Raw genomic sequence first — 25,999 nt, 5'->3', positions numbered from 1 at the left:
CGCTACAGCCAGCGCTCGAACATCCGCGAAAAGAACTCCATGAACCGGTCGTCCACGCCCCGGGCCCGCCAGGCCTCGGGCGTGATGCGCACCGAATCGGCCACGTCGCGCTGGAACAGCGCTTCCATTTCAGTGGCGAAATCCGCCCCCAGCACCACCGCGTTGACCTCGTAGTTCAGGGCAAAGCTGCGCCAGTCCATGTTGCTGGACCCCACGGTGGACCAGACCCCGTCCACCACCGCCGTCTTGGCGTGCAGCAGCGCATCGCGCCGCTCATGGATGGTCACGCCCGCCTTGAGCAGCTTGCCGTAATGCGAACGGCCGGCATTGAACACCAGCGACGAATCGCTGAACCCCGGCAGCACCAGCACCACATCCACGCCGCGCTGCGCGGCGGCAACCAGCACATCGACGAACGCCGGGTCCGGCACGAAGTACGCCATGGTGATGTGGATGGACTTCTGCGCGCTTTCAAACGCCGACATCAGCGTCAGGTAGACCGTGTAGCCATCGCTGCGGTCAGGCTGGTTGGACAGTATCCGCACCCGCGTCGGACCCGTGGCGGGCGGCGCGATCACCTCGCCGCCGCCCTTGAGCGGTTCCTTGGCCTGCGATTCCCAGCCCGCGCGCACCACGGCTTCCAATTGGGTCACCGCGGGCCCCTCGATGCGCAGGTGGGTGTCGCGCCAGGGTGCGGCGCGAGCGTCCGTATTCTTGGCGTCGGGACCGTTGCCCATGCTGCCCGAACCGCCGCGCCCGCCTGAAGGCGACGAGGCATAGACGCCGCTGACGTTGATGCCGCCGAGGTAACCGACCTTGCCGTCCACCACCAGTATCTTGCGGTGATTGCGCTGGTTGGGCGACCAGCCTGCCCGGCTGCCGTTGACGGGACTGACGGGATTGAACACCGCCACCTGCACGCCCGCGTCGCGCAAGCGCTGGAACAGCGCGTCGGGCGTCTTGATCGTGCCCACCGCGTCCACCATCAGGGCGACATCGGCACCACGATTGCGTGCCGCGATCAAGGCCTCGGCAAAGCGCGCGCCTTCTTCGTCGTCGTCAAAAATGTAGGTTTCCATGTGCACGTAGCGCCGCGCCTGAGCGATCGAGCGCAACATGGCCTGGTAGGTGCTGGGGCCGTCGGCCAACAGGCGTACCCGATTGCCGGCCACCAGCGGCGCGCCGCTGACCGCTTCTTCGACTGCCAGGTGGCGGGCCAGGAAATCATCTTTGGGCGTGTCCGGGCTGGCGGCGATATCGTGGCCGCGCCGGTAGCTGTCCTGGGCGGCATCGGCCGACAGGCCTGCCTGCGCCTTGCGTGCCGCGCGTTCTTGCGCGTCGGGCACGCTGGCGCAGGCGGCCAGCATGGCGGCAACGCACGCCAGCGCCGCGGCGCGCAACCCCCGCCGCCATCCGGCGCGCCACGACAACGGGCCGCAAGCGGCCCGTTGGTAAAGCGGTGGCGGCCTCATGGCGCGCCTTGCCTAGCGCCGGTTGGCCAGCAGGCAGCAGCCCAGCAACACCCCCACCAGCGTGGCCACGCCCACGGACTTCCAGGCGTTTTCATGGACGTATTCGTCGGCATAGGCCTTGGCGCGGCGCGCCCGGTCGAGCGCGGCGCCTTCCCAATCGCCAGCGGATTCACGCGCCTCGGCCAACTGGCGCTTCAGGCGCGAACGGGCCGCTTCGATTTCCGAACCCGTATAGGAAGCCGTCGAACGCAAAAGGTCTTCAGTGCCGGCAAGCAGCTCGTGCAAGCTGTCGCTCACCCGATCGCGATGCAGGGCCATTTCAGCGCGCTGGTTCTTTCTATTCATAGTCGCTCCTATTGCGTAGTTGCGGGTTGGGCCTGCCCTGCCCCCGGTTGCGCGCAAGCCATCACGCGATGCGGGCGGCACGGTGCGGAGCCATCGCTCCGCCAGGCCATGCCCCCATTGTGACCTTGTCGGCGTGCTCCCGCCCCGAGCTTTCGCAACCAGCCGTTAACCGATATTTCAATGGCGCGGAACTTGCTGAGGACCACGGCCCTCATCGGCCAGCCCGCATGCGGGTGCCCACGGGGACACACCGGGCCGAACGTCGCCGCCGCCCCCTCGATTTCGTAAAAGTCCATTGCATTTCAGAGGCTTAGACTTGACATCAGAACCCCTCTGGCCGCCACAATAAGCCTTTGCAATGCGCTTCACCCGCCTCAAAAAGGAACTGAACGCATGGTCTCCCCCTCCGCACTTCTTGCCGGCGCCGCGCCAAGTTTCCTCGCGCCCCAGCCGCAGCCCATCAGCGCCGAGCAGCACGAACTGGGCCGTGGCCTGCTGGACCACCCCGCCCATATCGATCCCAAATACCTGTACGACGCGCTCGGCTCTTCGCTGTTCACCGCCATCACCCAGTTGCCCGAGTACTACCCGACCCGTTGCGAAGCCGAGATATTCGAACGGCACGGCCAGGACATCGCCCGCCGTGTCGGCCCCGTGCAGACGCTGATAGACCTGGGCGCGGGCGATTGCGTCAAGGCAGAACGCCTGTTCGCCAACCTGCGCCCCCGCCATTACGTGCCCATCGACATCTCCGCCGACTATCTGCAGGCGGCCGTGCGGCGGCTCCGTCTGTCATACCCGGAACTGCGCATCACCGCGATCGGCCAGGACTTTTCCCAGGCGTTGTCACTGCCGGCCGGCATTGCGCCTGAACAGCGCCTGTTCTTCTACCCGGGGTCCAGTATCGGCAACCTCGACCCGGACAGCGCGCGCGCCATGCTGCAACGCATCCGGCGTCAATGCGAAGGCGGCGGCTTGCTGGTGGGTGTGGACCGGGTCAAGTCCCGGCAAGTGCTTGAACCCGCCTACGACGATGCCCTGCACCTGACCGGCGCCTTCAACCTGAACCTGCTGCGGCACGTCAACACGTTGCTGGGCTCGGACTTCGACATAGGCGAGTGGCGCCATGTGGCCCTGTTCAACAGCGAGCAGTCGCGCATCGAGATGCACCTGCAGACGCAGCGCCCCGTCACCGTGAGTTGGCCCGGCGGCGAACGGCGCTTCGCGGCAGGCGAACGCATCCATACGGAAAACTCGTACAAGTTCACGCCCCAGGCCTTCACCGACCTGCTGCACAGTGCGGGCTATCACGACGTCGAACACTGGTCGGATGCGCGCGGCTGGTTCTCGGTATTCAGCGCCCGTGCCTGACGCCCTGCCCCCTCAACCCGCCCCTGGAGGATCGCCATGGAACCTGCCTGCCTGCTGACCCATCCCGCCAACGGCCCCTACGCCGCCGGACAAGCGGGCCAGCACGACCGGTACGATGCCGTGCGCGCCACCAGCACCTCCCTGGCAGCACCCTTGAGTCCCGAAGACTGCCAGGTGCAATCCATGCCCGACTGCAGTCCCGTCAAATGGCATCTGGCGCACACGACCTGGTTCTTCGAAACCTTCCTGCTGACGCATTTCCATCCACCCTATACCGTGTTTCACCCGCAGTACCGGATGCTGTTCAATTCCTACTACAACGCGGTCGGCGCCAAGCACCCGCGCCCCCAAAGAGGCCTGCTCTCGCGCCCGCCACTGGCGGACGTGCTGCACTACCGCCAGCATGTCGACAACGCCATGCATGAATTGATCTCGCGGTTGGGCGGCAACGATCCAGCCTTCGATGCCTTGCTGGAACTGGGACTGAATCACGAACAGCAGCACCAGGAACTGATCCTGACCGACGTCAAGCACATGCTGTCGGGCAACCCGCTCAGGCCGGCCTACGTGGCCTCGGGCTCGCCGGCGCTGCCGCCCGGGACCCCCGCCGGCTGGACTCGCTACAGCGGGGGCGTGGTGCGCATCGGCCATGACGGCAAGGGCTTCGGCTTCGACAACGAAGGCCCCGCGCACGACGTGCTGCTGACGCCCTTTCACCTGGCCGACCGGCTGGTGACCCAGCACGAGTACCTGGCCTTCATTCGCGACGGCGGCTACAGGCGCCCGGAATTATGGCTATCGCTGGGCTGGGAACGGGTGTGCGCCGAAGGCTGGCGCGCCCCGCTCTACTGGGAGGGCCAGCGCGACGACTGGCGGGTGTTCACGCTACGCGGCATGCAGGAACTGGAACTGCAGGCGCCCGTCACCCATATCAGCTACTACGAAGCCGACGCCTACGCGCGCTGGGCTCGCGTGCGGCTGCCCCGAGAAGCGGAATGGGAGCACGCCGCCCGGCAACTGCCCGACGGCAGCCATACCAGTCGCGCCAACCTGCTGGAAAACGGCCATCTCGACCCTCGCCCCGCCCCCGCCCGGCTCGGGGCCGCCGGCCCCGTGCAACTGTACGGCGACGCCTGGGAATGGACTGCCAGCAGCTATGACGCCTACCCGGGCTTTACGCCAGACGCCGGGGCGGTGGGCGAGTACAACGGCAAGTTCATGTGCAACCAATACGTGCTGCGCGGCGGCTCCTGCGCCACCCCGCGCGGCCATATCCGACCCAGCTATCGCAATTTCTTCCCGCCGGAGGCCAGGTGGCAGTTTTCGGGGATCCGGCTGGCGCGGGATGCCTGAGGCGGGGGGATAAAAAAACGCCCCCACCCAGTTGCATTGCCAAAAAATTTCATGCTAGAATTTCGTTCTTCGTTGCTCAGCTTCGTTTGGAACTGAAGCTTGAAACTACGGTTTTACGCAACGGAAAGATGGCGCATTAGCTCAGCCGGTTAGAGCGACGGAATCATAATCCGCAGGTCCCCTGTTCGAATCAGGGATGCGCCACCAGAATTTTTAAAAGGCCTTCACGCAAGTGAAGGCCTTTTTGCATTGGGCGGTCTAGAATGCGGCGCGAGTCATTTCACAAAACAGAGCAGCAGCACTGAAAAGAGAGCGCCCACAACATGCCCCTGCGCCATTCTGGAACTGCCCCCCGTCCGGCCCTGGCCGCCCTTGCCCTGATTGCCGGCCTGCTGTCGACAAGTGCCTGGGCCGCCGCGGGCGGCGTGCAGGCGTCGCACGCCGCGTTCGCCCCCACCGCCGAACAGCTGCAAACCGTTGAAACCTTCAAACAGGCCCCGATCGATGCCTTCGTGCCGGGCGAATTCGCGCGCTCGGGCAAACCGGCGCTGCCCTACCGGCTCGTTTCTCCGCTGCCCGCGAGCGGCAAGGACGCCGGCAAAAAATACCCATTAGTGGTGATTTTTCATAGCTCGGGCGGCATCGGCACGGATAATCTGTCGCCCCTGAACGCCTTCACCCGTACCTTCGGCACGGAGGCATCGCGCCGCGATTTCCCGGCGTATGTGCTGGTGCCGCAGACACCGGGCCGCACGGCCAACTACACCAAGGACGCGCACGACGTGCGTATCTCGAAACCGGGTCTGGACCTGGCCGACGTCATGCGCTTGGTCGACGACATCGCCAGGCACCATCCCGTGGACACCCGGCGCATCTACGCGGTGGGCTTCTCGATGGGGGCATCGGCCGCGCTGGATGCCGCCGTCGCCTCGCCGCACCGCTTCGCGGCCATCGTGGCCATGTCGGGCGTGCCGCCTGAACGGTCGCTGGCCAAGCCCCTGGCCAGCATTCCGCTCATGCTGATGCACGGGACGGCCGACAAGGAAAATCCCTACGAAGGCAGCCAGGTGTGGGCCCAGGCGCTGGCCGCGGCCGGCGGTCATCCGATCTTCATCACTTACGACGGCATGGACCACCGCATCGCGCCGGAACTGTTGACCGCCAAGCCCTGGCGGGAATGGATGTTCCAGCAACGCCGCCCCTGATACGCAAAACGCGCGCCCCAGGCAGCCAAGCCACCTGGGGCGCGCGTTTCTTGACGCAGGGGTTCCGGCGGCATCAGCCCTCGGCCAAGGGCCGCGCCGCCGTCTGCGCGCCTACACCTTGTGCAGCGTATCGCGGCGACGGCCGCCCCACGTGGCGCACAGGCTGGCCACGAAAGCGCCGATCAGCATCGACGCGAATCCCCACAACGCAAATGCCGCAGCCGCCTTGCGCGCCTGATCCGCGGCTTCGCGCGCCTTCTGCTTGGCTTCGTCGGCGGCCTTCTTGGCGTTCTGGATGGTCTGGTCCACACGCTGTTGCGCCGCGGCGGCATCCATGCCCGTCTGCGCCGCGATCACCTTGGCAACGTAATCGCGATCGGCGGGCACCATCTCGCCGCGAGCGAGGCTGGTGGCCACGATGCGGCCGACTTCAGCGCGCGATGCCGCCTTGTCACCAGCAGCGTCGGGCCGATCAGAGCGCAGCAGCACGTCGGTGAAGTAGTCGCTGGCCTTGTCCAGGCCACCGCCACTGGCACCCGCCGCGGCGGTCGCCGTGACCGCCGCGCCCGCGCCTGCGGCCACCGACACCCCAGCCTTGGCCGCGCCAGATGCCAGCGTCGCCAGGGCCGAGCCCAGCAATGCCGCGCTGACGACCGCGCTCAGTGCCCAAACCAGGAAACCGTGCGCGGTGTCACGAAAATAGACCTCATCCACATGCGCGTCCACCCACTTGGTGCGCAGGCGGCCCGCGACGTACCCACCGATGCCATAGGCGATGATCTGCGTGAACAGCATCCAGGCGATGATGCCGATGCCCACCGCGGGTGCGGACATGCCTTCCCCGCCCCAAGGCGAGACGGACAGGAAGCCCAGGCCCGAGCCGCCTGCGAACAGGGCCAGCGAGAGTGCCGCCGCGATGACCGCGCCCGCGAACACCGCCGCCCAGGACACGGCGGACACCGCCGATTCCCGCGCGGGTACTGCACCGGCGTAGGCCGCGCCACCGTATGGCTGGCCCGGCGAAGTTGCGTTTTCCATGGTTATTCCTTGTTCATTGTGTGTGCAGCGGCGCCTGATGGCGGCGCCGCCGCGGAAACCCAGCGGGTGTCATCAGTGCCAGAACAACGCCAGCAGGATGATGATGGGAATAGGTACCCCCAGCAGCCATAGCAGAATGGAACGCATGTAAACCTCCTTGATGTTGCGAAAACGGGGTTGCGACGTTCGCTGACGTTCAGGCCAGGTCGATCGTGCCGGGCGCGCGGGGATCCGGCGGCGGCGGCGTCACACCGGGCTCGTCTGGATCATTGGGCGGGCGGTTCGTGTCCGGACGCGGGTCGTCAGGCCGCGGATTGCCTGGCAGCGACGGATCGTCGGGGGGCACATCGTCGGGTGCGCCCGGTGGCCGGTGATTGAGTAGGGTCATGACGGGTCTCCTCGGCGGCGCCAATTGCGCCGGCCCGCTTTTCAGCAATTGCCGTGCCCGCCAGGCGCTCCCTCGGAACACGCAGACGAAAAAAAACCCTCTTGCGAGGGTTCGGGAGGGAGGAACGCGCAGGGTCAGGACCGGGGCGGCCTGCCCTCCTTGGGGGCTTCCGGGCCGCTTTGGCGCTCATTGCCCAAGAATTCCACGACCGCGGCCTTGCCGGCGGCGGAAGCTTCATCCTGGCTGGCGTAGCGCCGCTCGGAATAATTGGTGCTCCGCACATTGCCGGTTTCGGGGTCGAGCAAGGTAATGATCCAGGCGAACTGGCCGGGCAGCAATTGCCTGACCTGCAGGGTGGCGCGCGTGCCCGGGCGTAGTCGTTGCGGCATTTCGCAGACTCGAGAGTGATTCAACGCCGCCATCGTAGCGCAAAGCACCTGCCCGGCGGCGTGCTGCCAATGCTGCGTCGCACATGAATTCCATGCTGCAGCCTGCGAGGCAAATACGCCACACCGCGATCGGGTGCCAGGAAAACCCTAGCGCCATCCGCTTGAATACAGGCGCACAATCAGTCCAAACATGTAGACCGCAGCAGCGGCGGCCGCATCCCTTTAATCAGGCGAGGACGGAGACAACATGACTTACGTAGCAGTGGTAATCAGCTGTTTGATGGTTGTGGGTATCGTCGCGTTGGTGATTCAAACGGTGCAAAGCGCAGGGCCCGAGCCCTGGCTGAAACTATCGGCGGCGATTGTCAGTTCCCTGTTCGCTTCCCTGTTGCTCATTCCGCTTGGCTACGCCGTGGCGCAGACCATGGTCATGGATTGAGCGTTGCCGGCGGCTGACCGGGGCTAGCCGCCCCGGGCAGGCCTGCCGCGTGTCGCTGCCCAGCAGATCAACGAGCCGGCGGTCACCATGGCCACGCCCTGCCAGAACGCGGCCGTCAATGCCGTGGACAGCCACAGGGCCGCAAAGAACGTCGACAGCACGGGCGTGAAATACGACGCGGTGGCCAGCAGGGTCAGGTTGCCCTTGAGTATTCCCACGTTCCACAGCGCGTAGCCGGCAGCCATGGCCGCCCCCGTGACGCCTAATTCCAGCACGCTGGATCCGCGCCACGGCAAGGCCGGCTCGGCGCTGAATCCGTATTTGATCCACAACACGGCCGCCGTCAGCATGAAAAATAGCGCCACCCCATTCTTGCCATCGGCAAAGCGTTTGGTGACGTTGCAATACACGGCCCAGATAATGGCGCCGCTGAACGCCAGGCCATAACTGAGGGGATTACTCGAGATATTGGTGACCGTGCGGTCCCAGGACAATCCGCCCGAGCCACCGACGACCCACACAATGCCGCAAAGCGACAACGCGATGCCGGGCACCACCCAGAACCCGGCGCGCTGGCCGTTGATCAGTATGGCCAGGATGACCGTGAAGCAAGGCCACAGATAATTGACGATGCCCAACTCGATGGCCTGCCCGCGGTTCATGGCAAACCCGAGCGAAAGCGACAGGCAGATTTCATAGGCAACGAACAGCACGCTGCCGGTCAGCAGATACGAGCGCGGAAACGCCCGCAACTTGGGAAAACCCAGCAGCACGACCAGAAACACCGATCCGACCGTATAGATCAGGGCTGCGCCGCCAATCGGGCCGAAACTTTCACTGACGCTGCGGATCAGGCCGACGACGGTGCCCCAAAGCACCACGGCCATCAATCCCAGGAACGTCGCCGTCTTCCTGCTGGGAGCAAATTGCATTACCGTTTCCGATCGCCCGATATTCAAGCAACGACCCGCGCCGGGCAACGCGCGCCAAAACGACGAGAGTGTAGCCAATACTGGAGAGCGAGCCGCATGACCATTTCCATACGCAGGCTGACCGACGTGCTTGCCACGACGGAATCCGGCCGACTCTACAGGATCGAAGTGTTTTCGCAGGCCGACCAGGCCAGCCCGCCTGCCAGCGCGGCGACCACCCGCTACATCCTCAGGACCTCGGAAGGCGAACGCGTCATCGCCCTGGGCGATCGCCGCTATCGCCTGAAATCCGGCGAAGTGCTGACCGCCCTGGCACCGCCCGCCGCCCCCCGCCACGACGCTTGAGCGCCCATGCCGGATGGGCCTCAGCGGTCGGACGCCACCCGCCGCTTGCCCAGGCCTTTGGCCCGGTACAGCGCCACGTCGGCCCGCTCCAGCAGCTGCAGCATGGTGACGCCGGACTGCGGAAACACGGCGATGCCTACGCTGGCCGACACGGCCACCCGGATGTTCGGATAGGGCAACGACAGGCTTTCGACCAGCGCTTCCGCCACGGCCTGGGCGTCATCCCGGTCGGCGCCCATCAGCAGCACGGCGAACTCGTCCCCGCCCAGCCGCGCCGCCACGTCCGACACCCGGATGGCGCGCGCCATGCGGTCGGCGGCCTCCTTGAGGACGGTGTCTCCGGCAGCGTGCCCGTGCATGTCGTTGACCGCCTTGAAACCATCAAGATCGATTGCCAGGATCGCAAAGGACTCGCCGCTGCGCTGGGCCACGGCCAGTTCCCGCAAGACCATTTCGCCAAACAGCACCCGATTGCACAGGCCGGTCAGCGGGTCGTAGTGGGCCAGATGCTGCGCGTGCGCCAGCATGCGCGAGGCCTGCAGGAGCGCCGTCCCGACCTCTTCGGCTTCCTTGACCCGCGTACCGGGCAGTTCGACGGTGCGGCCCTCGCCCAATGCAAGCGCCGGGGCGACCAGGCCCTGAACCGCGGACGTCAGCCGGTTGGCCAGCCGCAAAGCCAGCCACAACCCCAATCCAAACGCGGTCAGCGTCCCAAGGGCCAACCAGGCGATGGAACGGTAGAGGTCGGTCGTCACGAGCGTCATGGGGGCGCCGGCCGCCACCGTCCAGCCGGTCAGCACCGAGCGGCTGAAGGCGGTATAGACCGGTGTGCCCTCCTTGGTGATCGTCTCGAGCGACCCTTCGCTTTCCATCTGCACCGCCCTCGCCAGGGCCGGCACGGCCTTTTGGCCGACGAACTTGGCCGTGTCGCGCGTACGCGCGATGATGGTCCCGCTTTTGTCCAGGACCGCCGCCACCCAGCCGTCGGGCAAGCCGCGGCGCCCCAGTACATTGCCAATCCGGTCGGGTGACAGACCGACGTTCAGGCTGTAGATGACCTCGTCGCCTCTCACGACCGGCACCCCCAACGCGATGGTCGGATTGCCGCTGACCGCGCCGGTGAACAGGCTGCTGAGTACCGGCTCGCGGGCGCGAAACACCCGGCTCAGCTCCTGCGACACGCCGGACGCCGGCAGCGCCGTGCCAAATGGCACCAGCGTATTGACCACCTGCTTGCCTTCCTTGTCGGTCAGCACATAGCTGTCGACGATCTGGAACCGGATGGCCTCCCGCGCCCGCTGGTGAAAGCCGGCCAGGTCGCCGCTGACCAGGTCGGGCGACGACGCCAACATCTGCAGGCCTGCCTCGACCCCGGTCATTTCCCGATCCAGGATGGCCGTCAGATTGCGAGCGAGGAAAATAGTGTCGCGGAATATCCGCTCTTTCTGGACCTGGTAGCTTTCGTAGACAGCGATCGACGCGACCATCAGCGCCGGCGCGATACAGGCGAACACCAGCGCCAGCAGGCCGGTACGCATGGAATACCGGTGCTGCGGGCGAACCCGTACGGCAGCCAGGCTTTCGCCGTCGGGCATATTATTGTTCTCCGCAGCGCATTAGCCCGAGGCAACACGCCTGCCGATACTGCACCCCCTGACCCATAGCGCCTCTCCTGGAGCTTCCGTGCGGATGTCAAGACCGCATCGGCGAAAAGTCAGAAATTATTGCAGAACCAGATTCCAGCACAATGTCTGCCGTCAAATCGGCGCCAGAAAAAAGAAGACGCCTGCGGCAAGAAAATCGCGATCCCAATTTACCTCAAAAACAAAGCCGGGCAACGGTTTCATTATGTTCGAGCACTTGCCGACGAATATCCGCCGGTGTCGCGTCCACCTGCGCCGCGGAATTGAAATAAACCGGACGGGCGTGATCGCAATATTCAATCCCTGTCCGCAGGGGGGGCTTGGCGCACCCACCCAGACTTGAGGCGATCAGCCACGGCATCGTCATCGCTGCGAGCCACCTTTTCCTGCACATCCCTGACCTCCTTGCGGGCGTCGGCCGCCCGCCCCTGGAGGCGGGCCTCACTGTCCGAGCGTTCCTGCGCCCGGCCCATGGCCCGCCCCCTCCAATAAACCCCGGCGACGGCGGCCAGGCCCGCCAGCACGGCCGCCACGACGCCGAGGCCCCGCTTAATCCACTGTTGCAACATGCGCTGCGCTCCTGGCCACCGGGGCGGAGACCGCCGCCACGGCGCGTTGGTACAGGCCGTCCCAGCTATCGCGCTTGGGCTTGCCCGGCCGCCAGGTGCGCAGGTACAACGCCCAGGCCGATTCGGCGTCGCCGATGCGCGGCAGGCTGGCCGGGTCCGACCACAGCAACAGGCGCGCAAACGCCGCCGCCAGCACATCGTCCTGGTCCAGCCGCGCATAGACGGACGGCGCCGTAGCCACCACCCCGCGCACCTGGCAGACCTGGCTGGCGACGTCCCGGCAGGCCGGATGCGTCAACACGCCGCGCACCCCGCCCCCCTGTTCGAACTGCCAGAAGCCGCGCGCCGGGCCGCCGATCTGGCGCCGGTGAATGAAGCGGCTTTCCTGCAGGCCGATCGCCAATAGCAGGCAATGCGCCTGCCGCGAATCCATGCGTGCGGGCAGCAGCGCCATCGCCGGCCGCACCGCGCTATCCATGATCTGGTCAAGCGTCATGCTTGCCCTCCTTGTCTGATTGCGTTTCCAACCCCAGCGTCTTGCGCCGTATCTCGACCGCCCAGTCCACCAGGTCCTGGTTCTGCAGCTTGGCCGTCAGCCGCAGGTAGGCGCCCAGCACCCACCACGCCGGCAAGCCGGCCAGCAGCATGCAAGGGCCCAGCACGTAGAACATGGCCAGCAGCCCGTCTTCGCCCAGCCCGGTGCGCTCGGCCATCCAGTAGGCGGACGACATGATGTCGGGCATCCAGGCGATCATGCCGATCGCCAATATCGGCCCGAACAGAAATGAACTGACCACCGTGCAAGCGGTGCGCGCCACGAACTCGCGCGGCGAGCGCGGCGGCATCAGCAACATGCCGATCAAGGCCGCCATCGCGGCCGGCATGCCGAACGCCATCGCAATTTTCAGGGCGGCAAAACCGCCCAATCCCGTAGATCCCGGTTCCATGGTTACACCGCTCCTGTCGACGGCGCGCATTGCTGCCTCCCGCGAACATCACGGGCGCCGCGGTGGCGCGCCGGATGAGAATTTTGAAATCCGGGCGACACTGTCGTCCGTTTGCCCCAGGCCCCGCCTGCGTCGGCATCTATCCTGTTTACGTTTATTGGTCTTACCCCTTTTGCCCGAATCGTCATGAAACCCTGGACCCGTCGTCAGCCTCGCCGCAAGCCCGCCCCCACCCTCGCCGACGCGCTGACGCGTTACCTGGCCGAGGTGTCCGCCGCGAAGAAAGGCCACACGGCCGAGCAGTCGATTGCGCGCATCTGGCGTGCAACGCGCCTGTCCATCCGGCCGGTCGACCGGATTCGCAGTTCGGACTTGACCGAGCTGCGTGACGAGTGGCTGAAAGACCGGGCGCCGGCCACCGTGGTCCGGCGCATGGCTTTCCTGTCGCACGTCTACACCGTGATCCGCAAAGACTGGGGCTTTGACCAACTGGCCAACCCCGTGCAGCTGGTGCGCAGGCCGGCGGTGGATGACGCACGCGATCGGCGTCTGTTTGACCGCATCACGCTGCGCGGTGTGTCGGACGATGATTGCCCGCGCAAAGAGCTGGAATGGATCATCCGCGCCACCCGATCGGCCGAATTGCCGACCATCCTGACGGTGGCCAAGGAAACCGGCATGCGCCGGTCTGAAGTCGTAGGTATCCAGCGTGAACACCTGGACCTGATGCACGGCGTGGTGCATCTGCCGCATACCAAGAACGGCCGCGCCCGCGACGTACCCCTGACGCCCCGGGCGCGCGAGGCGCTGCGGCGCTGGGTCACCGGCAGGCCCATGCGCGGCCGCATCTTCACGATGCAGCCAGGCTCGGTCACCCGGGCTTTCATCCGGGCCCGACGCCGCGCCCGCCTGCGCTACGAGTCCATGTGCCGCCAGTACGGCCGGCGCCCGAACACCGCGTATTTTCGCGATCTGCGGTTCCATGACCTGCGCCATGAAGGCACGTCGCAGATGGCCTCCGTGTTCGCGATCCACGAACTGGCGAAGGTCAACGGCAACGTCGATACCCGGATGCTGCTGCGCTACTACCACCCTCACGGGCGGGAGCTGGCGCAGAAACTGACCCGCAGTCCGCTGGGCCGGCGCCAACTGGAGGAAATGCGCCGTGAACGCGAGGGCGAACTCGACGCGCTTGCCTTGGCGGCGTAAGGCCTAGGCTGCCGTAACCGGCTGCGAGGCCGGCGGCTTGGGCGCCACTTGCGTCAGCCACGCCGGCAGCGGTCCCCAACCGGGATAGCTGACCTTGCCGTCAACGCCGGCATGCTCGGTGCCGATCGTATACGGCGCCCCCGACTCCACCACCCACAACGGCGTGGTGCGATAGTCCTCGACCATCGTCCAAGCATCCCCGACGCGCCGCGGCCACCGGCCTTGTGCCGGCTGCGGCGGCGCGTCTTCGTAGGCGCCGAACGGGATGTTGAACTTGCCGGGCGTCAGCGCCAGCTCGTTGGCGAGGGTTTGATACAGGAACAAGCCGTTGTCGTCGGCTTGGAAGACTTCTTTTTGCATGGTTTTTTCCTAGAAATGTAATTTGCACTGCAAATGCGAGAGCGCTAGGAGCGGCGCAGCGAGACGCGCTCCAGAACATTACGGGATCGTTCGCCTCTATCGGCAGCGTTACCTCGGTAGGGACGTTGCTGGGCGGCGTCGGAGCCTTCGCCACGCCTGGTAACGCTCAGTTCTGGGATTCGGCGCCCACAGGCGCCGCGGCGGGTCGCTCCAACAGCGCGACGTTCGACGCGAGCCGAGTCGCGCGCACCTCCAGAGAAACCCGCCCTTTGAACACCGCTTTCCATCCGAGAATCCATGTTTGATGCCTCTTTCACTGCAAATGCGAACGAGCGCCTTCTGGCGACGCGCCAGGCCGATCAGGTACGTAGGCATGCCCACAACCTGCCAAATCTGCCATCGCTGAATGGCTCAGGATCATCAGGGGCAGACTTCCATGATGATCCTGAGCCATTCAGCGATGGCAGATTTGGCAGGTTGTGGGCATGCCTACGTACCTGATCGGCCTGGCGCGTCGCCAGAAGGCGCTCGTTCGCATTTGCAGTGAAAGAGGCATCAAACATGGATTCTCGGATGGAAAGCGGTGTTCAAAGGGCGGGTTTCTCTGGAGGTGCGCGCGACTCGGCTCGCGTCGAACGTCGCGCTGTTGGAGCGACCCGCCGCGGCGCCTGTGGGCGCCGAATCCCAGAACTGAGCGTTACCAGGCGTGGCGAAGGCTCCGACGCCGCCCAGCAACGTCCCTACCGAGGTAACGCTGCCGATAGAGGCGAACGATCCCGTAATGTTCTGGAGCGCGTCTCGCTGCGCCGCTCCTAGCGCTCTCGCATTTGCAGTGTCAGCGTCAGTTCCCGTAAATCGCCGGAACATATCGCGCAAATCCGGCACGCGGAACTCGCTTGCCGAGTAGTCCGAGAACCAGTGCGTGCCGCGATTCGCCTGCCAGACGGCCTCGGTCTTGACCAGGCCTTGCTCCTGCGCATACCCCCACAGGGCGGCGTAGGCCGTCTTGGAGATCAAGCCGCCGATGGCGTCGACCTCGCTGGCCAGCGGCAGGCTGGTATGGCCGTCCAGGGGCCGGCCGCAAAGCGGCGAGCGATAGCCCTTGAAATACTGGGTGGACGACCAGGTCCACACTTCCGCGCACTCGGCGACGATGATCGGCCCGATGTCCTGCGTCGGCAACGCCGCAATCGGATAGATCCGCGGGAAGTTGCCCGAGACGAAGGCCGTCGTAGCGATGCGGGTGCTCTTGTCGCTGGCATCCGGCGTGGGCGCCGTCGGCACCCCCGTTAAAGCGGGCGAAGCCGCCAGCGCCGCCACGAACTTGGCCTGCAGGGCCGCCAGGTCGCCGTTGTCCAGCACGTCCTGGCCGGACTTGTCGGCGATGTACTGGGCGATCATGGCCGTCACGAAGGACGCCTGGCGCCAGACGGTGTTGAGCTCTTTCGACTTGGCCGTGCCGGCCGAGAAGCCGCCCAGCCGGGCGGCCAGCGCCTGGTAGTCGGCAGGCGTCAGTACGTTGGCGCCGGGAACGGTGCCGAAGGGAAGAATTTGATTGATAGCCACGGAATGTCCTTATTCAACCGGCAAAAAGCGAACCCCAGAGTCCGGTGTCGAACCCCGAGATGTAGTGGTTTTGAACGTCAAAACCGAACAAAGGCCCCTCGCCCGAGGGGATGACGTAGTAACTGATGCGCACGCCCTCGGGCTTGAGCGGGATGTAGCCCCCGGTCAGCAGCGCCAGGAACAGCGCGGATGGCGGCGTGCCGGCAACGCCGATATCGACCGACATGTCGCCGTTGTCCTGGATGAAGACGTTCGTGCCACCGCCGAAGATGCGGTCCAGGATGGCGGCCGACGTCTCCAGCGTGCCGTCCCAGTGATTCGCGCCGATCTTGGCCCGCAACAGCAGGCGGTAGGTCTCGTCGTCCAGTTCGGTCAGGCCGCTGTCCGGATCGAATGGGCCCTGCCACACGCCCTGGTCAAAGCCCAGGCCGTCGGTGTCGTGCGAGAAATACACATTCGCGATCGGGGTGCTGACCTTTCTGTCCAGCCCCACCCAGCGGCCGATGGCGTCCAGCTGGACGCCATCGGCCAGGTCCAGGTCGAAGGCCGCCGGCATGCCGCGGTACAGCTCGCGCAGCCCCGCCGCGCCGTCGCAGACCGCCGCCACCGTCGCCATGAAACGGGGCTTGGTCCGGTGATAGGCCGGCACCCGCCCGAGGTAATCGTCTGTATTGGCCATGTCAGATCACCGTGAGAGTCACGTTGTCCGGCGTGGCCGCCGCGGCCTGGTTGAAGGCCAGCGCCACGTCGGGCACGCCATTGCCGGCGGGTCCGCGCAAAGTCAGGCCCGAGATCTTGAACGTGCCGCTGCCCGCCACGCCATTGGCAGCCGAGATGGCGTCCGCCCATTCCACCGACGCGCTGGCGCCGCCGCCGATGGCGACCGCATTGATGTAGTCCGCGACAGCCTGCCGGACCGCCTGCCCGATCGCCGTGGTGTACCCCGGCAGCGCCCGCATCTGGATATCGACCGTCACCGGCACGATCACCGGCCGGAAGAACCGGATGGGATGGGCGATGCCGTAGATATCAGTGACCACGACGGTGGTGGTGCCATGCGTGCCCGTTCCCGGCGTCTTCTTGCCGGCAATCGCCTGCGCGATAAGGGCGGCATCGCCGCCGTCGACCACCAGCGCGATGCTGTGCGCAGGCAAGCCATGGGCATCCGCCACCGGCGCATCATTCTCGTAGGCGGCATGACGCAGCACGCCCGGCACCGACGCCACCGCGCCGATGGTGCCTTCCAGCACGCTGCGCGAGGGCAACGCCACCGAGACGGCCTGGCGCACCCGCAAGGCGGCATCGCTCTCGATCGGCGCACCCGGCGCCGCGGCGGCCGGGTTGGTGACCGATTGCCAGCCCAACGTCGGCGTGCCGATCTGGTTGATGGCACCGGCCGGGGCCGTCACGGCGCCCAGCGTCTGGCTGTAGGCCGTCACCGTAATCTCGCCGCCGGGCGGAATGGTGACGCTGGCCGGCAACTGCCAGCGGCCGCGATTGGCATCGGTCGCCACGCCATCGACAATCGTGACGCCGCCCTGCCCCACGATGCGCAGGTCCACGGACGAGCGCGTAGCCGCCCCGCGGACCAGACCGTTGATCTTGACGTTGCTCGACAGCGCCGCGTTGGACGCGGTGGCGGGCGAAAAAGCGTTGTAGACCGTGACCGCCGCGGTGTTGGCCTCATGGATGGCCATGGCAAACACCGCCAGCAACTGGCCGTCTTGGCTGTCGGCTTCCAGGTAGGTGTCCGCGCCGTAGATGTTCCGGTACTGATCCTTGAAGTACTGCAGCACCTCCCCGTAGGTCGGCGCACGGATGCCCGCGGCGTCGATCACCGGGGCCGTTGAGAGAATCGTCATAATGCCGCCTGCACGGTGGCCGTGCCATAAAGGGTTGAGATGGATGCCGTGACGCTCAAGCCGCGGGTCTGCGGGTCGAGCCGGCTCGAATAGTCAGTTAGCGCCGTCACCCCGGGCGTGCCCAGGATGCGCTGGCGGATCGCCCAGTCGTAGCTGGCCCTGGGCTGCTTGCCCAGCACCTCGCTATTCCAGGGCGTGCCTTCGGTGACATCCAGGAACCACTCGCCGCGCGATAGCTGCAGCCGTGTCTGCACGGCCTGGGCGACGGTCTGGGCCGTATCGCGCAGAAAGTCGGCCTGGCGCGAGCCGAAGGAATAGTCGCCGTCGGCGTCCAGTTTTCGGTAACGCATAGGAATCCTCAGTTAGGCGGCGTAGTCACCGCGTTGGCGCCTTGAGCGGTATGGGTATGGGTGTCGTCCACCCGCTTGCCGTTGGCCAGGATCTGGCCGATCACATTCAGCACGCCGGTGATCTGGGCGGCGTTGCCCTCGCCGCCACTGCCCACCAGCCCCGCTACGTAGCTGAGCAGGCCATTGACCAGCACCTGCCCGGAAAACTCGGACATGGGTGCAACCACATCAAAGCCGCCGGGCGCCACGATCTTCACTTTGCCGGCGGCGGGGTCCAGCTCCACGAACGTGGAACCGTCATCGCTGCGCAGCTGCGTGGTCGTGGTGCTGACCGCGGGCAACACCCGAGGCTGGGAGCGCACGCCCACATAGACGAAGCCGTCGGACAGGTCGTGCATCCGCATCTCGGCCTGGTCCTGCACCTGGCCGGATTGCCACCAGGCGTCGATACAGCGGGACGCAAACACCACCAGACATTCGTCGCCTGGCTGGATCGGAAAGGTCAGCGTGCAATTGCCGCCCGACGGGAAATACACCGGGCAGTCCACCAGCAACGGCAGCTTGAGGTTCTGCTGCTGCCCCTCGGGCGTGGTCACGCGTGCCCGGATTGCCGGCTGCGCCGTGCATGTCATCGCCACCGGATCGAATTCACCGATGATCGCCGGCATCGCGGTCCAGGTTTGCGCCAGCGCGCCACGCATGGCGCTGGTGAACACCGTTTCCGGGTCGTTCAAAGTTTCAAGTCGATTCATGGATCATCCTGCAAAAATAGAGCCGGACCCGCTGCGGACACGGCCGCCAGCTACTTGACGACTTCGGCGGGCTTGCCCCCGCCGCCGTCCGCGCTTGCCCGCCCCAGATCTCCCGGGTACAAGGTGGCGTCGGTGGCAATGCACAACACGTCCGTGTACCAATCGTTGTCACGGGTATTGCCGCGGTGCGCCACTTCCATCACGTAGTAATAGCCATCGCTGCTGATGCGCCGCTGTTCGCTGCGATCGGCCTCGGCCGCGGCATCCTTGCCGCCGCCGGCCTTCGCACCGGTCTTGGCTTGGAAGCCGTATTCGGCGATGCGGCTGTTGTCCAGATGGATCAAGCCGCCCACGCGGATGCTGGGGTTCAGCAGCATCCGTGCCTTGATGCCCTTCTCCGTCTGTTCGGGCATGCCGATCAGACCGGTCTCGTGGGACACCACCGGCACGGAACCGGGCACGTAGGCCGTGTCGGGCACCACCACCACCTTGCCGTCCTGGATGCTCCATAGCGTGTTGGAACTGCCGCAGACGTCCTGCAGGTAGTCGCGGGCCATGCCGGCCATGACCGCCCCGCGGATCGAGATCTTGCCGCCCAGGTCGGGCACATAGCCTTGCTTGACGCCGTAGGGGTTCATCGCCGAGCACAGCAGCTGCACTTTGTCGCCCTGCGTGCTGCCTTTCGGCACGGTCGCATTGATGACGGCAAAGTTGTAGGCTTTGTCGCCGTCGGCGGCGGTGATGTCCAGGACCGTCTCGGTGTCACCCGATCTGCCCCATTTGGCCCGCACCACGTTGCCGTGGAAGATCACGCCGTAGTTGCCCTGGTATCCTGCCTGCACCACCACCCGGGTGAACTCCCGTTGCACCATGCTGGCGGTTTCCCGGCTGGCGTTCATCACCTTGATGGTGGCGGTATTGGGCGACTTGGCGTCATTGCGCCTGATGTCGAAACTGAAGCTCAGTTCGGACAGGTCCAGGGCTTCTTCGTCGCCCACGATCAGCGACGCTTTCCGGCCCCATTGGCGCACGCCGTCGCCCTCATCCACGGGATCACCATAGGCGGTGATCGGCTCCATTGTCGATATGTCGGCCATGTCAGTCCGCCACCCAATAGAGCTTGGCGCCGCGTCCGAGGTCATTGAAGGTCGGCACGTCGTCCGGCGATTCCGCGCCCGCCACGCGCAGGCCGCCGGCAAACCCCAGGTGGCGGTACTGCGCCAGAAGGTTCAGGCCGGTCACGAGCGGAATGCCGGATACCAACGGCTTGCCCAGGTCGTCGGCCACATCCAGGATCCAGCCGTCGCGGTACTGCAGCGTCAGCCGGTAGTCATCGCCGCCCAGCGAAATGGCGAAGACCTGCGGAATCGGCGACACGGGTATCTCGAAGTAGTTCATGCGTATCTCCTAGGTCCAGTGCAGCGATCCGCCGCTGGGCGGCGCTGCGGGCTTGGACGATTTCGTGCCTAGGCGCTGCGTATCCGCGGTCTTGTCCTTCTCCTTCTGATTGGCATAGGGAGGCAAGGACGTGCTGCGGGTCTGCGCCACGATGACTTCGCGGAACGTCACCGTCACCACCACGGCGCCAGACGTGTCTTTGCTATGTTCGACCGCCAGCTTCTCGATCAACATGCTGCTGTAGCGGCGGCGGCTCGACACCACCTCGATCGGTTCACGCGATTCCTGCAGGCTCAGCAACTGCGAATACACCGCCGTGGCGTAGTCATCGGCGGCCGCCTTGCCGTTGGTCACGTCCATGGCCTGCGCGCCCAGCAATGCCTCATACGAGGCGTTGCTCCAGCCGCATTTCATGGTCAGGCCCAACGGCATCTTGTAGGAGTGGTCGCTGATCGCGGACTTGCCGTAGGGGCCGGATTCCACCGGATGGCTGGTGATCTTGAGCGAGTCGTCATAGGTCTCGCTCAACGTCGCCTGCACCACGATGTCGCCGATTTTTTTCGACATCAGGCCCACCATGTCCGAGCCTGCAAAGTTCAATTCGCTCATTTGTGATTCCCCTGCAGGTTGCGGGTCAGGTCCGCATTGACCCGGTCCTGTTGACTGGCCACCGCCTGGCCGGTCGCCAGCGGGTCGATCGACCCGTTGACATAGACGTTGGTGGTGGCGTTGACCGACACGGGCCCGCCGCTTTGCTGGCCGGCCGCTACGCCGGCTGCCGCGCCGGTGACGAATCCAGGCTGGTAGTCGCGCCAAGGCGCGACCTGAGTGCCCTCAAGCGCCGGCGGCAGGACACTGCCAGGAACCTGGGTAAAGCCCGGGCCAGGCAGGCCTTTCGCCTGATTGCTCTCTATCTCGCGCAGCAACTTCTGATCGTCCCCCAGCGAACTGGGATAGAGCAGCAGGCCCGCGCCGCCGGCCAAGCGAGGCGCCAACGCCACCGTGCCACGGCCCAGCGCCTTGGCGCCGTCGACCAGCCGGCCAAGCCAGGAACCCGCCGATGCCAGAAACGACTGGCCCCACTGCATCGCCGTTTCGCCAATGGCCTTCATGCCATTGGCGGCGGCCGCGACGCCGCGCGTCGCCAGGCCCCCCACCGAGGACCAGAGCGAGCCGGCCCAACCGCCGAGTTGGGTCATCACCGCGCGGCCCTGAGCCATCACGCTGCCGAACATGCTCGACGCCGCGCCGGAGACCGTCGACCAGGCGCGGCTGACGGCCGAGCCGATCGTGCCGGCCATCGACGCCAGCCGAGGGCCCAGCGCGCCCACGACTCCCCTGATACTTCCCAAGGAGGAAAACAGGCTCATGAGAGCGCCCACCACGCCGCCGCCGCCCAGCAGCAGGAAGCCGCCGACCAGCAACATGATCTCGGAACTGAGTCCCCCCGTCGCTCCGTCCAGCCAGGTAAGCGCCGAGATCAGGGGGCCGAACAGCGACATCACGGTCAGCACGAGATTGCCGATCTCGCCCAGCCGCTTGCCCGCTTCGGCGCCGTTTTCCTTGAACCAGGCCGATATACTCTGGAGCATCGGCTCCAGCCGGTCCGCCATGGTCAGCAGCGCCTGCGCGAACATCTCATCCACGGAAAGGCCGATATCCCGCACCGACTTCATTATCCGGTGAGCACGCTCGCCGGCCGCTTCAATCTTGCTGTCTTCCAGGCTATCGCGCATGACAGACAGTTGCTGCCCGAAGCCCGGGCTGCGCATGGCTTCCATGAGCTGCGGGTCCATGCCCAGCTTGTTGCCCGCATCGCTCGCCTGCTGTGACGTCAGGTTCTTGAGCGCGTCGCCCAGTTCCTGGATGAGATCGATGCTGTCGCGCTGTCCGCCCGCGCCATCGCTCGCCGAGATGTACAGCTTTTCCAGCAGCGCGGCGGCCTGCGGATCGTCGCGAGCATTGCGATGCAGGGCCTGGACGCTGGCACGCACGGCCTCGGCGGACACGCCGAATTCCTGTGACACGCCCTCCAGCGCCCGCATGTCCTTGGACGAGGTGCCGGCCAGCTGCGCGTTCAGGTAGCCCTTCTCGAACTCGGCGATCTTGTTCTCGGCGAAACCGATGACGCTCTTCGCACGGTCCGCAAACACGGCAAGGGCGTCCGCAAGGCTTTGCTTGCGCGAATCGCCGATCGTCTGCTTGAGGTCGTTGAGGTCATCCTTGTCGAGTTTGAATGTGAAAATCTGGCCCGCGGTCGCGGACCCTGAGGTATTAGCCATTTCTTTCTGCCATGTGGCGGCGATGCGCTTCCGCCTTGTTGTCTGCCCGGACCGACAGCGCGTCGTTCAGAAGCGCGATGTCGGCCAGGTCCAGGGAGCCGTCCTTGAGGGACTCGTACTTGCAGAGTCCCTCAAGGACCGGCGCCAGCAACCAATCCTCGCCACCGGGCAGGCTCTTCAGCCAGCCTGTGTCGCCTCGGGGCTGCCGGTCTGGCTGGTAAGCAGCCCTTGTATAAAAGGCCCGAGGCTTCCGACGATGACCCGCAACATCAGCGGCAGCATGACGCCCAGGTCGATGTCCTGAAACATCGGCACCCGTTGGCTGGCCGACCAGATGCTGGTCCAGCCATGCTCCTGCTTGCGCTGGACAACCTGCATGCAGGTGTCCAGGACGTAATCGGCGTCTTCGTCCTTCATGCCTGCCAGGCCATCGGCCAGCGGCTGCAGGACATCGGCCATGCCGCCCGGATCCTCGATGATTCCGCGGCCGCCCGCCGCGAGGCGGGCGAACACGGGGATCAGCGTAGGAACGATCGGAGCGATGCGGCGCGACACATGGAACTGCTGCTTGGCGCTCAGTTTTCCAATGGAGTACCGGTGGCCGTTCAGATCGATTTCCAATGCCATGGCTTAATAGGTCCCCAGGATCGTGTCGATCTTCGCGGCGTCGAACGTCCACTTCACCACGTCGCCGTCTTTCTTGTAGGAAAGATCGGGCTTCTTGCTGAAGGCGCACGAGCGGCAAGCCGTCACGTCGCCCGTGGACGGGTTGGTGACCGTGATCAGGTTCTTGCCCCACAGGCGGCTGTCCAGCGACTGCGCGTCGTACAGGGCCTGCAGCTGGGCGTTGACCGGCGAGGTCTTCAGATAGCTCAGCGTCACGGTGCCGCTCTTGTCGGCGCGCAGCGTGTGCATCACTTCCCCGTCGGCGCCGACCGTCATGGCGCTCTTTTCACCCTTGGCGACGATGGCGATGCCTTCGTCGGCAACGCCCGAGCCGGAACCCAGCGAAATCGCGCCGCCCGGGCCGATGAGGCTGGCGCTGATATCAGCGAACGAATAGGTAGACATCTGCTACTCCTGTTTAGCGGTTGACCGTGACCAGAACGTCGACGGTGTGAATGGCGCCGGCTTCCTTGGCGGCGACCTGGAACGGAACGGCCTTGCGCGCTTCGCGGTCGGCCTGGGACTGGGTGGCGATGGCCGGTGCGTAGACGTAGTAGCCCTTGGACAGCGTGTCGCCCTGCTTCAACGCACCGAAGCCGGCCGAGTTCCACACGCCCGGGGCCAGGTAGCCGTTGTTCACCGCGGCCTCGCACGCGGCTTCGATCACCGAGGCGATCAGCTGGTTGCCGGCGTCGGTCTGCGGCACCTTGGTGGGGCTGGTGTAGAGCAGGTTGTAGACGTCGGTCTGCACGCGGTTGCGGAACCAGATCGCGTTGTAGACCGAGTCGATGAAGATGCCGCTGGGCGTCACGCCGTACTGGATGATGGCCGTGTCGTTGTCATAATTGACAAAGACGTTGCAGTTCTTGGCGGCCAGCGTGTCGGCCTGGCTGCTGGTCAGGGTCTCGGCGACGATGCCGGGCTCCTGCTTGTACATCAGCGTGATCGTGGTGTTGTTGGCGTTGAAGTTCACCGTCAGCATGCGGCCCAGCAGCGACGCCACCGCGTACGGATTGGCGCTGGAGAACTGCACGATCGTGTACTTGTACTTCAGCGCCTTCAACTGGCTGGCGATGTCGTCGTGGTGGGTCGGGTCCAGCACCTGGGGCGACTGGGTCGACACACCGTACAGGTGACGCTGGTCGGCCTCGATCAGGCCGGCCACCGCCAGGTGCTGCGCGCTCGTCAGTTCGGCATCGGCAAAGGCCAGACCCAGGAACTTGTTGGCGAAGCGGTCCAGGAACAGCGCCACGGCGTCCACCGGCGTCTCGGCGACGATACCCGCGACGGGGGACGAGGCCTGGGCGGCGGTCAGGCCCAGCATCGACGAGATGTCGGTGCCGGTAGCGGGTGCCGACGCGTAGCCCAACGTCGACGAGGTGCCCGAGGTGTTCGAGGTCACGACGAATTGCGAGCCGTTCCACAGCACCGAGGCGGACACCAGCGCGGTCGAGATGATCGAGGCCACGCCGTTCAGGTTGGTGACGCCCGAGAAGTCCAGGCCGCTGACCGACTTGGCGGTGCCGTCGACCGTCAGCGCGAAGCCACCCGCGGTGACCGCGGTCCAGGCGGACAGTTGTTTTTCAGCCGCCGACAGCACGGCGCCGCGCAGCGTCGCCGACGTCGCGCCCTTGGCCCAACGGCCGATGTACAGCTGCGAAGGCTGGGGCGTCTGCTGGAAGTACAACAGGGCCGCGCGGTATTCGGGTGCGGTGGTGCCGAAGTCGGCAGCCACGGCGTCGATGCCGCCATAAGCGCGCATGCGCTCGCCGGTGTCGATGACCGCGGACGAGCCCAGCAACAGGGCGGTGTTCAGGCTCGCGCCCTGCGCCGCCAGCGGCGACATATTGATCGTAACGTTGATCAGGCGTGATACCGGCAATCCATTAGCCATGGTAAATCCCTTAATCTGCAAGGTGGTTGGTGTTGTCTGTCGTGGACAGCGACGCGGCATGCGTCGTGACTTGCGCCGACAGAAGATTCAGGACCGGATAGCTGCGGATGACCTGCCGCGCAAAGCGCAAGGTCATGTCGAACTGCCGTATCCACTGCTGATTCACGAGTTCGTGCTGGGCCAGGATCGGCCCCGCGCCGCTGATCGCGATGCCTTGCGCCTGCAAGGGCTCGCGGTTCTGCGGCACGGCGGCGCCGTCGCGCAACTGCGCCGCGTGGCGCAGGGCGCGCGGCCCGAACATCGAGCAAAGCACCTCGATGTCTTCGTGCCGAACGTATGAATCAGATCCTTCTCCGGCCGGGTCGTGTGCCACGACCGGACCGGCATCCGCGCGCTGCGACCGGATGTCCATCAGGCACCAGGTATCGGTTTGCGCGGGTGGTTCCACGCCGGCGGCAGGCCAGCGTGTACGAACCAGGTTGAGAGGCAGGCCGGACACGCCGGCAATGAACCCCTGGAACAGCGCCTCGAGTTCGGCGTCCTCCAGGGGCGGGGAAAGGGCCAGGGGCGCCAGGTAGCCGCCGGTGGCCGAACTGTTCGCCATGCGTCGCTCCTTCGATGTGGTCGGATCAAGGCGCCATGCTCCCTGAAGGCAGCGCCAAGCAAAACGCCCCGCGTTCTCGGCGAGAACGCGGGGCGCGCAAATGAAAAAGGCCCGCCGATGGCGAGCCTGGTCAGGGAGACTGCAAAGAGCACTTGCCGACGTGTTGGCCGGACGTACGTACCCTCTCATAAATAAGGCCCGCACTGGGCGGGCCTTGTTTGGGGCCGTCGGCGCAAAGCGCGACGGCATGAACGAATTGTGCAGCAAGGTCAGGCGTGGGCGCAATCCTCCGCGTGTCGCACTTCACTCCAGACATAGGCAAGCGAATTGCGGGCGTGTTCGATGCGCGCCACCTGCCCCCCGTCGTGCAGGGTTTCCAGCACACGCAATATCGCCTGGCGCATTGCATTGCGTTCGCGGCGCGACAGTTCACGCGCACCGGACGCCCCGCGCACCAGTTCGGCCATGCGCCATGGGCGGCCGGGGTGGGCGGACATCGTTTCCAGGACTTCCTTGGCGTATTTCATCGGGACGCCCCCCGTTCAAAACCAAATGCCATGCCTCGTCATCCTTGTTCCAGGTTTATGCCGGTTGTGGTCCTCCTGCGTCGGCTTGCGGCC

The 25,999-nt window shown here is 65.7% G+C and carries 32 protein-coding genes and 1 tRNA gene; 7 read left to right on the top strand and 26 right to left on the bottom strand.

Going from position 1 to position 25,999, the window contains the following annotated elements; all coding sequences use genetic code 11:
- Positions 1-2 precede the first annotated feature (2 nt).
- On the bottom strand, positions 3-1,367 hold the full coding sequence (locus tag ACUDP5_RS08515) for a phospholipase D-like domain-containing protein (protein ID WP_445658547.1): 1,365 nt from the start codon (positions 1,365-1,367) through the stop codon (positions 3-5).
- A 117-nt stretch (positions 1,368-1,484) separates the two neighbouring features.
- Positions 1,485-1,817 carry a DUF883 family protein gene (locus tag ACUDP5_RS08510; RefSeq protein ID WP_263914959.1) on the bottom strand — a complete coding sequence of 111 codons (333 nt, stop codon included), beginning with the start codon at positions 1,815-1,817 and terminating at the stop codon, positions 1,485-1,487.
- 393 nt (positions 1,818-2,210) lie between these two features.
- Between ACUDP5_RS08510 and egtD the strand changes: the two genes are divergently transcribed.
- The 4 genes from egtD (at position 2,211) to ACUDP5_RS08490 (ending at position 5,746) form a co-directional block, all read left to right on the top strand.
- Positions 2,211-3,188, top strand: coding sequence for an L-histidine N(alpha)-methyltransferase (gene egtD / locus ACUDP5_RS08505; RefSeq protein WP_445658546.1), 978 nt, complete (start codon positions 2,211-2,213; stop codon positions 3,186-3,188).
- Positions 3,189-3,224: 36 nt separating this feature from the next.
- Positions 3,225-4,541, top strand: a complete 1,317-nt coding sequence (gene egtB, locus ACUDP5_RS08500) for an ergothioneine biosynthesis protein EgtB (RefSeq protein ID WP_263914957.1) — start codon at positions 3,225-3,227, stop codon at positions 4,539-4,541.
- Between the two features lie 130 nt (positions 4,542-4,671).
- Positions 4,672-4,748: transfer RNA gene (locus tag ACUDP5_RS08495), tRNA-Met, on the top strand.
- A 116-nt stretch (positions 4,749-4,864) separates the two neighbouring features.
- Positions 4,865-5,746, top strand: a complete 882-nt coding sequence (locus tag ACUDP5_RS08490) for a carboxylesterase family protein (protein WP_445658545.1) — start codon at positions 4,865-4,867, stop codon at positions 5,744-5,746.
- 111 nt (positions 5,747-5,857) lie between these two features.
- Here ACUDP5_RS08490 and ACUDP5_RS08485 read toward each other — a convergent pair whose 3' ends face one another.
- The 3 genes from ACUDP5_RS08485 to ACUDP5_RS08475 form a co-directional block, all read right to left on the bottom strand.
- Positions 5,858-6,784, bottom strand: coding sequence for a hypothetical protein (locus ACUDP5_RS08485; protein ID WP_445658544.1), 927 nt, complete (start codon positions 6,782-6,784; stop codon positions 5,858-5,860).
- A 196-nt stretch (positions 6,785-6,980) separates the two neighbouring features.
- Positions 6,981-7,172 (bottom strand): hypothetical protein, encoded by a 192-nt coding sequence (locus tag ACUDP5_RS08480; RefSeq protein ID WP_445658543.1) that lies wholly within the window; start codon positions 7,170-7,172, stop codon positions 6,981-6,983.
- A gap of 134 nt (positions 7,173-7,306) precedes the next feature.
- Complete coding sequence (locus ACUDP5_RS08475) at positions 7,307-7,561, bottom strand: hypothetical protein (protein WP_263914953.1); 255 nt, start codon at positions 7,559-7,561, stop codon at positions 7,307-7,309.
- Between the two features lie 247 nt (positions 7,562-7,808).
- On the opposite strand from ACUDP5_RS08475, the gene ACUDP5_RS08470 reads away from it, so the two are divergent.
- The gene (locus tag ACUDP5_RS08470; RefSeq protein ID WP_263914952.1) at positions 7,809-8,000 is read left to right on the top strand and encodes a hypothetical protein; all 192 of its coding nucleotides are present in this window, start codon (positions 7,809-7,811) and stop codon (positions 7,998-8,000) included.
- 23 nt (positions 8,001-8,023) lie between these two features.
- On the opposite strand, the gene yddG is transcribed toward ACUDP5_RS08470, so the two are convergent.
- Positions 8,024-8,932, bottom strand: a complete 909-nt coding sequence (gene yddG, locus ACUDP5_RS08465) for an aromatic amino acid DMT transporter YddG (protein ID WP_445658542.1) — start codon at positions 8,930-8,932, stop codon at positions 8,024-8,026.
- A gap of 96 nt (positions 8,933-9,028) precedes the next feature.
- Between yddG and ACUDP5_RS08460 the strand changes: the two genes are divergently transcribed.
- The gene (locus tag ACUDP5_RS08460) at positions 9,029-9,277 is read left to right on the top strand and encodes a 6-phosphofructokinase (protein ID WP_445658541.1); all 249 of its coding nucleotides are present in this window, start codon (positions 9,029-9,031) and stop codon (positions 9,275-9,277) included.
- 20 nt (positions 9,278-9,297) lie between these two features.
- Here the strand turns inward: ACUDP5_RS08460 and ACUDP5_RS08455 are convergent, their stop codons facing one another.
- From ACUDP5_RS08455 to ACUDP5_RS08440, 4 genes are all read right to left on the bottom strand, one after another.
- Positions 9,298-10,872: a sensor domain-containing diguanylate cyclase gene (locus ACUDP5_RS08455; protein ID WP_263914949.1), complete on the bottom strand. Its 1,575-nt coding sequence runs from the start codon at positions 10,870-10,872 to the stop codon at positions 9,298-9,300.
- A gap of 344 nt (positions 10,873-11,216) precedes the next feature.
- Positions 11,217-11,489 carry a hypothetical protein gene (locus ACUDP5_RS08450; protein WP_263914948.1) on the bottom strand — a complete coding sequence of 91 codons (273 nt, stop codon included), beginning with the start codon at positions 11,487-11,489 and terminating at the stop codon, positions 11,217-11,219.
- On the bottom strand, positions 11,470-11,985 hold the full coding sequence (locus ACUDP5_RS08445) for a hypothetical protein (protein WP_263914947.1): 516 nt from the start codon (positions 11,983-11,985) through the stop codon (positions 11,470-11,472). Before ACUDP5_RS08445 ends, ACUDP5_RS08450 begins: the two co-directional genes overlap by 20 nt.
- On the bottom strand, positions 11,975-12,436 hold the full coding sequence (locus tag ACUDP5_RS08440; protein WP_025141333.1) for a hypothetical protein: 462 nt from the start codon (positions 12,434-12,436) through the stop codon (positions 11,975-11,977). The genes ACUDP5_RS08445 and ACUDP5_RS08440 overlap by 11 nt, the downstream gene beginning before the upstream one ends.
- A gap of 186 nt (positions 12,437-12,622) precedes the next feature.
- Between ACUDP5_RS08440 and ACUDP5_RS08435 the strand changes: the two genes are divergently transcribed.
- On the top strand, positions 12,623-13,645 hold the full coding sequence (locus ACUDP5_RS08435; protein ID WP_445658540.1) for a tyrosine-type recombinase/integrase: 1,023 nt from the start codon (positions 12,623-12,625) through the stop codon (positions 13,643-13,645).
- Positions 13,646-13,648: 3 nt separating this feature from the next.
- Here the strand turns inward: ACUDP5_RS08435 and ACUDP5_RS08430 are convergent, their stop codons facing one another.
- From ACUDP5_RS08430 to ACUDP5_RS08355, 16 genes are all read right to left on the bottom strand, one after another.
- Entirely contained in the window at positions 13,649-14,005 is a 357-nt protein-coding gene (locus tag ACUDP5_RS08430) for a phage tail protein (protein ID WP_445658539.1), read from the bottom strand.
- A 555-nt stretch (positions 14,006-14,560) separates the two neighbouring features.
- On the bottom strand, positions 14,561-15,571 hold the full coding sequence (locus tag ACUDP5_RS08425; protein ID WP_445658538.1) for a hypothetical protein: 1,011 nt from the start codon (positions 15,569-15,571) through the stop codon (positions 14,561-14,563).
- 13 nt (positions 15,572-15,584) lie between these two features.
- Positions 15,585-16,250, bottom strand: coding sequence for a DUF2612 domain-containing protein (locus ACUDP5_RS08420; RefSeq protein WP_445658537.1), 666 nt, complete (start codon positions 16,248-16,250; stop codon positions 15,585-15,587).
- A gap of 1 nt (position 16,251) precedes the next feature.
- On the bottom strand, positions 16,252-17,433 hold the full coding sequence (locus ACUDP5_RS08415; RefSeq protein ID WP_445658536.1) for a baseplate J/gp47 family protein: 1,182 nt from the start codon (positions 17,431-17,433) through the stop codon (positions 16,252-16,254).
- Positions 17,430-17,783, bottom strand: coding sequence for a hypothetical protein (locus tag ACUDP5_RS08410; protein WP_445658535.1), 354 nt, complete (start codon positions 17,781-17,783; stop codon positions 17,430-17,432). Before ACUDP5_RS08410 ends, ACUDP5_RS08415 begins: the two co-directional genes overlap by 4 nt.
- A gap of 8 nt (positions 17,784-17,791) precedes the next feature.
- On the bottom strand, positions 17,792-18,535 hold the full coding sequence (locus tag ACUDP5_RS08405) for a Gp138 family membrane-puncturing spike protein (protein ID WP_445658534.1): 744 nt from the start codon (positions 18,533-18,535) through the stop codon (positions 17,792-17,794).
- Between the two features lie 50 nt (positions 18,536-18,585).
- Positions 18,586-19,632 (bottom strand): phage protein, encoded by a 1,047-nt coding sequence (locus ACUDP5_RS08400; RefSeq protein ID WP_445658533.1) that lies wholly within the window; start codon positions 19,630-19,632, stop codon positions 18,586-18,588.
- Between the two features lies 1 nt (position 19,633).
- Complete coding sequence (locus ACUDP5_RS08395; RefSeq protein WP_445658532.1) at positions 19,634-19,933, bottom strand: phage baseplate plug family protein; 300 nt, start codon at positions 19,931-19,933, stop codon at positions 19,634-19,636.
- Positions 19,934-19,942: 9 nt separating this feature from the next.
- Positions 19,943-20,542 (bottom strand): phage baseplate protein, encoded by a 600-nt coding sequence (locus ACUDP5_RS08390; RefSeq protein WP_445658531.1) that lies wholly within the window; start codon positions 20,540-20,542, stop codon positions 19,943-19,945.
- On the bottom strand, positions 20,539-22,215 hold the full coding sequence (locus ACUDP5_RS08385) for a phage tail protein (RefSeq protein ID WP_445658530.1): 1,677 nt from the start codon (positions 22,213-22,215) through the stop codon (positions 20,539-20,541). Before ACUDP5_RS08385 ends, ACUDP5_RS08390 begins: the two co-directional genes overlap by 4 nt.
- Complete coding sequence (locus ACUDP5_RS08380) at positions 22,208-22,366, bottom strand: DUF6889 family protein (RefSeq protein ID WP_445658529.1); 159 nt, start codon at positions 22,364-22,366, stop codon at positions 22,208-22,210. The genes ACUDP5_RS08385 and ACUDP5_RS08380 overlap by 8 nt, the downstream gene beginning before the upstream one ends.
- Positions 22,367-22,392: 26 nt before the next feature.
- A complete protein-coding gene (locus tag ACUDP5_RS08375; RefSeq protein ID WP_445658528.1) occupies positions 22,393-22,842 on the bottom strand; it encodes a phage tail assembly chaperone in 450 nt (149 codons plus the stop codon).
- Between the two features lie 3 nt (positions 22,843-22,845).
- The gene (locus ACUDP5_RS08370) at positions 22,846-23,286 is read right to left on the bottom strand and encodes a phage protein (RefSeq protein ID WP_445658527.1); all 441 of its coding nucleotides are present in this window, start codon (positions 23,284-23,286) and stop codon (positions 22,846-22,848) included.
- A gap of 13 nt (positions 23,287-23,299) precedes the next feature.
- Complete coding sequence (locus ACUDP5_RS08365; protein ID WP_263914935.1) at positions 23,300-24,775, bottom strand: DUF3383 domain-containing protein; 1,476 nt, start codon at positions 24,773-24,775, stop codon at positions 23,300-23,302.
- Positions 24,776-24,785: 10 nt separating this feature from the next.
- Positions 24,786-25,379, bottom strand: coding sequence for a phage neck terminator protein (locus tag ACUDP5_RS08360; protein WP_263914934.1), 594 nt, complete (start codon positions 25,377-25,379; stop codon positions 24,786-24,788).
- Between the two features lie 269 nt (positions 25,380-25,648).
- A complete protein-coding gene (locus ACUDP5_RS08355; RefSeq protein ID WP_263914933.1) occupies positions 25,649-25,906 on the bottom strand; it encodes a hypothetical protein in 258 nt (85 codons plus the stop codon).
- Between the last annotated feature and the right edge of the window lie 93 nt (positions 25,907-25,999).

The sequence above is a fragment of the Achromobacter sp. NCFB-sbj8-Ac1-l genome, from assembly GCF_052695805.1.
Note: the sequence above shows the minus strand (reverse complement) of the source record. Positions and strands in the feature narration are given on the sequence as shown.